Source organism: Streptomyces harbinensis (genome assembly GCF_900116145.1).
GTDB lineage: Bacteria > Actinomycetota > Actinomycetes > Streptomycetales > Streptomycetaceae > Streptomyces > Streptomyces carpaticus.
In genome coordinates this window covers 1-6,146 of sequence record NZ_FPAB01000023.1, presented here as the reverse complement: position 1 = coordinate 6,146, position 6,146 = coordinate 1, and the positions used below count along the sequence as shown (strand labels likewise).

Sequence of the window (6,146 nt, the reverse complement as noted above, 5' to 3'; positions counted from 1 at the left end):
CCCCCCGTCCTCGATGAGCCGAGCCACCCCCGATCAGCGCACACGGCTGGACGGGCAGGCATGTGCCCGCTGCGGTGACCAACGCGGCCTACGCCCCGGAGGTCACGCCACGGTCCCCAACCCGGGCGGCAAACCCCTCGTCTACGCGGTCCAGGTCTGCCGCAACTGCTGCCCGAGGAGCTGCTGATGTCGTCCACCGATCTCCACGGCTGGCGCCCCGCCCTCATCTGGGTGGCGGCGGCCGGCGCCAACCCCCAAGACGTCGCGGAAAGTTGGTTCTTGGACCTTGCCGCGCCCGTGCCGGTTGGCCGGACCTGGCACGTCGTACGCGTAACGCGCACCCTCGGATGCATGGCCCTCGGCCGGCTGACCGATCAGAGAGCCGCTGTGGGCCCGGTGCTGGACGTTCCACTGCGCGGCACCATCGAATTCATCGTGGAAGTGGGAGCGGCGCCCAGCTGGCCCAACCTCCACGGCACGATTGCCGTGGGCAAGGGCACCAGCAAGCTCCCTGCCCCTCATCTGCTCATGGGGCGCGCCGATAGCCGCGCGCAGTGCGGCCGGCGGTGGCTGTCGCGGTGTCGGCCGGAAATCATCCCGCACACGGACAGCGCGACCCTTGCTGAGGCGCTGGCGGCCTGCGCCGCGCGCCTTGCGCTGGCCGAGTACGACAGCAGGCCGCGCCGTGCGCGGTCTGTCCGGCTCCTGGAGGGTTTCGCTGCTGCCAGTCGGCTGCGGCGGTCCCCGTAGACCGGCTCCGGCCCGTACGCCAGCTGGTCACTGGCATCCGTGATGCGGGCCGGAGCCTTGGGCGCCTCGGCTACCCCCGGCCGAGGCGCCCCCAGCGCCCCCAGCTCTGCGGCTGGGGGCGCTTTCATGTGCCCTCGGGCCCTTGGGCCTTGCTGAGTGCCTTGCCCACGGTCCGGATTGCTTTGAGCTGCCGTGCCGCGTCCTCGGCATCTAGGGGCGGCACACCATCGGTTCGGAGCTTCCCGAGCTTGATCAACGAGCGCTCCAGGCTCTCCGTAAGGCTCTTGAGCCCATCGTTCACCGCCCGCCGCCGAGCCTCCTCAGAGGGGGGGAGCGTCCCAGCATCGGTGCCCTGGCTGTCCTCTGCGGTCCGGTCCTTGACCACTTCGCGGACGAGTGCAGCGGTCAGCCGGCCGCCTTTCTCGTTTGCTTTGCGCTCGGCCTCCGCCACCAGGGCCAACGCTGCCTCTGTGCCCTCTTCGCGCCAGACGGGCACCACCTCCAGGGCGGCCGACTTGGACAGCTCGATCCCAGCCGGCCGCAGTGCGGGCGGTGGGGACGCTTCGAGTGCCGGCCGTGGTGCAGGAGTCGTGATCGCCTTGTGGCGCTTGGTGTCCGGATTTCCGGACACCACGCCGACCGCCGCCGCCAAGCGGATCTCGGCGGTGTCCATCAGCTCATACAGGGTGCTGCGCTTGTACCCCCAGCGCTCTGCGCCGTACTGCTCGATAGTGGCGGCGCGCCGCAGATGCAGTTCTTCGGATCGGATTGCAGCCAGGGCAAAGCCAATCTCTACTTCTGCCCGGAATCGCGCTTTGCTGATGGTGCCGGCCAGGGCCGAGCGGGATGCCTCGATGGCCGTTTCGTACGCCGTCAGGCGCTCGTCCGGTTCGGTTGGCAAGCTGTTGGGGTTGATGAGCTGCGGCACGAAAGGGTCAGGGGCAGCCGGCCGACCGCCACCGAAGTTGTCCAGGAGATCCGGGCTGCGGCTCTGATCTTCGGATGTCGGGTCACTCGTCTCCGGTGCTGCGGCCCGAGTTGAGATGCCCAGGCGGGGGCGGCGGGGGGTCATGCTGCCCCCGGTGTGCCGAGGATGAGGCGGGCCACCTGGTCGTAGTCGGCTACCGCTGTCGCGCGGGGGGCGTACAGGCGGGTGGGTTTGCCGCTGTGTGGAGCCTCGCCTACCTGAGTGGTGTTGCGGATCGGGGAAACGATCGCCTCGGGGTAGTCCTCGGCTGCCTGCTCCTGTACATCGCGTGCAAGATTGCTCTTGCTCCACATGGTGGCCAGGACGGCGGCAACGCGGAGCTTCGGGTTCTGGCGACGGCGGATGCGCGCCAGGATCTCATCCAGGCTGGCTACGCCCATGGCGTCCAGCACTCCGGGCTTGACGGGCACTACGGCGTCGTCAGCGGCGATGAGGCATGCGAGCGTCACCAGGCTCATGGTGCGCGAGGCGTCGATCACCGTCACGTCGTAGTGCTGCTCGGACTCGGCGATGGCGTACCGGAGCGCGTCATCCGTGCCGCCTGTCCGCTCGTACTCCACTCGGGACAGATCCGGCCCGCATGGCACAAGATCCAGGTTCTCCAAGGCCGTTGGCCATGTCGCCTCATCCAATGAGACTTCCCGGGTCAGGCCGCCGGCCGCCCCGGGTTCGGTGCCAAGGAATACGTGCCGGAGGTTGTACCGCTGCTCGGTCGGCAGTCCATCGGGATAGAGGGCCCCGATCCACGCCGTGACGGCTGCCCCTTGGGGGTCAGCGTCGATCATCCGCACCCTCAGCCCCATGGCAGCCCATGCAGTGGCCAGCTCAACGGTCGTTGTGGTCTTACCGACTCCCCCCTTGTTGTTGGCCACCACCACCACACGAGGAGTGCCTACGGGCCGGAAGGTGGGGGGGACTCGGACGGAGGCAGCCCACTGGCCGTACGGGGTATCCGGGTCCCACTCGCCCACGATGGGCAAGTAGTCGAGTGTGTCTACCGCCAGAGGCGGGATGGAGTGTCGCGTCATGCCGTAGACGGTATCTGTGTCTCCCAGGGGCAGGGGGCCAAATCACCGAGCAGGGCTCGGAACCCTTGTGGCGCTTGGTGTCCGGAAATCCGGACACCGGGTTACTCAACCCACAGGAGATAGAGCGGGACGGGCACGACGGCGGCCGGCTCCCCCAGGAGCACCGCGCGGTGGTAATCGCGTGTGCTGGTCAGGTTGGCTGTGATCTCGCCGTCTGGGGTCTGGTAGGGCTCGGAGATCGCCCGGAGGTCCCACAGGGGCCGCTCGGGGGTGATCTGGATGATGCGCCGGCCGTGCAACTCGGGGACGGTGCGCGCAGGTACGGGAGTGCGTGGGGTGGGGGCGCCGGGGCCGGGGGCGAGGCGGCGCAGGAGAGCGGCGGCGGTACCGGGGGAGCGCTGCTCGGGCTGCTCCTGGTGCTGCTCGGTGTCGGCTGGCTGCTGGGGTAGGCGGCGCTCGATCCATACGTCTGCCAGTGGCACGCTGCGGGGTGTGAGGATGGCGCCAGCCACGATTTGGCTGCGCCACCAGTCGAGTTCGGGCACCACGTCCAGGAGGAGGCCGGCCGAGGTGCGGCGGGGGGAGCCGATCGCGCGGAGGCCGTACAGCACGCCGGCCCCTCCGGGGGCGCGGATGATGGCGTGGGCTCCGTGGAGGTCTGCTACGTGTGCGGCGGGCACGGGCACGGCGATGGGCGGTACTCGGGCGTACCAGGCGCCGCCGGCTACCTCCAGGTCGGGCAGATCGGTCATGTCCGCAGTATCCCGTGCGGGGCGGGTGTTGTGCGACGGTGCGTCAGATTCGGTCAGGCGGAGTCGGTTTGGTGGCTGAATACGGCGGCGGCCGACCCCGGGAGATCTGGGGTCGGCCGTCGTCTGTGCGGGCTCAGGATGCTGCCGTATGCCGCCGTGCGGCTGGCACGTAGGGCGGCGCTGGGGCGGGCGCCTGCTGGCCTCTCAGGGCCCGTGTGATGCGGGCGTGGGCGGCTGCGGCTGCGGCTGTGGACAGGGCGATGAGAGCCCATCGGAGGGTGCTCACGGTGCGTCTCCCGGTTGGGGTGTGGTGCTGGTCATCACGGAGATGGCGGCGCCGCTGTAGCCGAGGAGGCGGCCGGCGTCCCGTACGGACACCCCCGCGTCCCGCAGGCGGCGCGCGGGCGGCAGTGCGGCGGCGCGGGCCTTGGCTTCGACGTCGGCGGCCAGCTCGCGCAGTGCGCGGGCCTGCTCGATATCGGCGTCGAGATCTGCGTCACCGGTGCTGATCTCCAGCGTGATGGTGATCGCGTCGGGATCGACGCCTCGATGTGTGGCGATGGCAGCGCGCGCCGCCCGCTCCAGCTGAGCGAGCGAGCGGCGCGCGGTGACACGTACCCCGGGCAGCAGCACATCTAGGGCGGTCACCCTCCACAGCCCACCCGGTGTTAGGGAGACGTGGACGGTGACGGTGCTGCTCGGGGTGGTGGGCATCAGGATCAGCGGGTCCTCTCGCGGCGGTTGATGCCGTAGCCGTCCCAGGCGTTGAGCCAGAGCGAGTCATCCTCGGCGTCCAGGCCGGTGGCGCTGCGCAGCTGCCCGAGCAGCGGCGCCAACTGCTCCACGGCGCGCGCCTGCAGCTGGGAGTCGTCGGGCGTGCATGCCAGCTCCACGAGCGTGCATGAGGCGTCGCTCAGCAGCTCGGCGTCAATGGTGGGCACGACGGCAAGGGTCATGGACAATGGAGTGCTCCCTTGTGGAGGGCGGGGCGTGGCGGTCGTGGGTAGCGGTGGCCACGCCCCGCGGTGTGTTGTGTGGGCGGGTGCCCAACTCCATAGTGTTCACTGTCTAAACACTTGTCAATCAGCTGAACGCCTGTGTCGGAGGCGTCTCCGAATGCCTGCAACACTCGGCTCCACGGCCCTACTCGCCAGCCAGGCCGCTCACCCGGAGCATCGCGGCCCGGGGACTGTTGGCCATGCCGTCAGCCCTGATCGCCGCAAGCGCTGCCTCGCCATGCGTGCGGGGCGTGGTTCCGGTGAGTGCGGCCGTCCACAGGTCGGCGGGCCGCAGGCGTGTGGGAGCGGCAAAATACTTTTCGGTGACTGGATTCCAGCGGCTGGTAGCAGCGCGGTGGAGCAGACCGATGCCGTGATGGACGGTACGGCCCAAGTCTCCGTCGTAGACCGCTGTGCGGTCGTACCAGTCGCCGATCCGCAGCACGGTGTCGGCGGCCGGCTCGTCCCAGAGGAACCGCATCGACATGCGCCCGACCCCGGCGCCGAGGAGCAGCGCGCAGTGCTGGCCGGAGACATCAAGATCGCCCAGAGCGGCCGGGTCGGGGTCGGTCAGCAGGCGCGCCAGGGGGAGGGGTGTCCCGCCACCAGACCGCCACCACAGCAGCATGGTGTCGTCACCGATCACGCTGTGGTGGTCTGGGGAGGTGGACAGCGTGGTGACGGCGGCGCCGATCCGCTCCGCGCAGACCACGGGCAGCGGCGAACTCTACGAGTCGCATGGGGTTCATGTCGGATTCTCCAGGAGGGGCGGTGTGGGTAGCGCGTCCGCCGCTCGCGGGCCGGGCGGCGGGCTGTGGTGCCAGATCAGTGGTGCTCGTGCTCCCCGGCGAGCTGGCGGCGGATCGCCTCGCCGTCGCTCTCGCTCACCGCCCCGTCCCGGTAGGCGATCTCCCCGGGCACCTCTCCCGCATCGCTGGCGAGGGTGACGCCGAGCCACACGTCCGGGTCGTCCACGCTGAGCCCGTGCCCAGCGGCCCACTCCAGGATGACCTCGGGGACATCGACACCCGCAACGCCGGGCTCCACGATCCGGGCCGTGGGCGACTCGCCCCGGACCACCGACCACACGACCCTGACCGGCACCTTGGGCATCATCCGCAGGGCTACCGGCCGGGAGACAGCAGCAGTAACCCGCTCCGCGAGGACGTTCGCACCGTGCCCGCCGCGCCGCGCCGCATCCAGAGCTGTGGCCAACTGTGCGTGGCCCAGCATGACCATCCTCTCCGCGTACAGGATGTTCTCTCGGGCGGCGTCCACAGCAGCAAGCTCCGGGGGCACCACCTCCGCCAGGTCGGTCGCCTCGACAACAGCCACGTCTGTGCCAGCAGGGCCGTCGAACGCTTCCGCGTCCCCGGCGAAAGCAACTCGCACGCGGAGCAGGCCGTTGCCATCCTCGTCCACGTGGTCGCTTCCTTCCTCGCCGCGAGCCGCGGCGTCGTCGATCCAGTTCTCCAGGACCGCGCGGCCATAGGCGGCGGCGGTGCCGTCGTACTCCTCGGCCTCGTCACTCCGAATGACGGTGTACCAGCTGGGGTGCTGGGTATCGTCGGTGGCCTCGATCTGGTGGATGAACCACATGGCTGAGCCCTCCAGGCGTAGCGGTCAACGC

The 6,146-nt window shown here is 69.9% G+C and carries 8 protein-coding genes; 1 reads left to right on the top strand and 7 read right to left on the bottom strand.

What is annotated here, in order from left to right; translation table 11 throughout:
• Nucleotides 1–186 precede the first annotated feature (186 nt).
• Entirely contained in the window at nucleotides 187–750 is a 564-nt protein-coding gene (locus BM385_RS26260; protein ID WP_093844600.1) for a hypothetical protein, read from the top strand.
• A gap of 124 nt (nucleotides 751–874) precedes the next feature.
• On the opposite strand, the gene BM385_RS26255 is transcribed toward BM385_RS26260, so the two are convergent.
• The 7 genes from BM385_RS26255 to BM385_RS26225 form a co-directional block, all read right to left on the bottom strand.
• Nucleotides 875–1,678, bottom strand: a complete 804-nt coding sequence (locus BM385_RS26255; protein WP_093844599.1) for a hypothetical protein — start codon at nucleotides 1,676–1,678, stop codon at nucleotides 875–877.
• A 140-nt stretch (nucleotides 1,679–1,818) separates the two neighbouring features.
• A complete protein-coding gene (locus BM385_RS26250) occupies nucleotides 1,819–2,766 on the bottom strand; it encodes a ParA family protein (RefSeq protein WP_093844598.1) in 948 nt (315 codons plus the stop codon).
• A gap of 101 nt (nucleotides 2,767–2,867) precedes the next feature.
• Nucleotides 2,868–3,518 carry a hypothetical protein gene (locus tag BM385_RS26245; RefSeq protein WP_093844597.1) on the bottom strand — a complete coding sequence of 217 codons (651 nt, stop codon included), beginning with the start codon at nucleotides 3,516–3,518 and terminating at the stop codon, nucleotides 2,868–2,870.
• Nucleotides 3,519–3,800: 282 nt separating this feature from the next.
• On the bottom strand, nucleotides 3,801–4,232 hold the full coding sequence (locus tag BM385_RS26240; RefSeq protein ID WP_139275251.1) for a hypothetical protein: 432 nt from the start codon (nucleotides 4,230–4,232) through the stop codon (nucleotides 3,801–3,803).
• Nucleotides 4,233–4,237: 5 nt separating this feature from the next.
• The gene (locus BM385_RS26235; RefSeq protein WP_139275250.1) at nucleotides 4,238–4,459 is read right to left on the bottom strand and encodes a hypothetical protein; all 222 of its coding nucleotides are present in this window, start codon (nucleotides 4,457–4,459) and stop codon (nucleotides 4,238–4,240) included.
• A 202-nt stretch (nucleotides 4,460–4,661) separates the two neighbouring features.
• A complete protein-coding gene (locus tag BM385_RS26230; RefSeq protein ID WP_093844594.1) occupies nucleotides 4,662–5,228 on the bottom strand; it encodes a type I-C CRISPR-associated protein Cas8c/Csd1 in 567 nt (188 codons plus the stop codon).
• Between the two features lie 113 nt (nucleotides 5,229–5,341).
• Complete coding sequence (locus tag BM385_RS26225) at nucleotides 5,342–6,115, bottom strand: hypothetical protein (protein ID WP_093844593.1); 774 nt, start codon at nucleotides 6,113–6,115, stop codon at nucleotides 5,342–5,344.
• Between the last annotated feature and the right edge of the window lie 31 nt (nucleotides 6,116–6,146).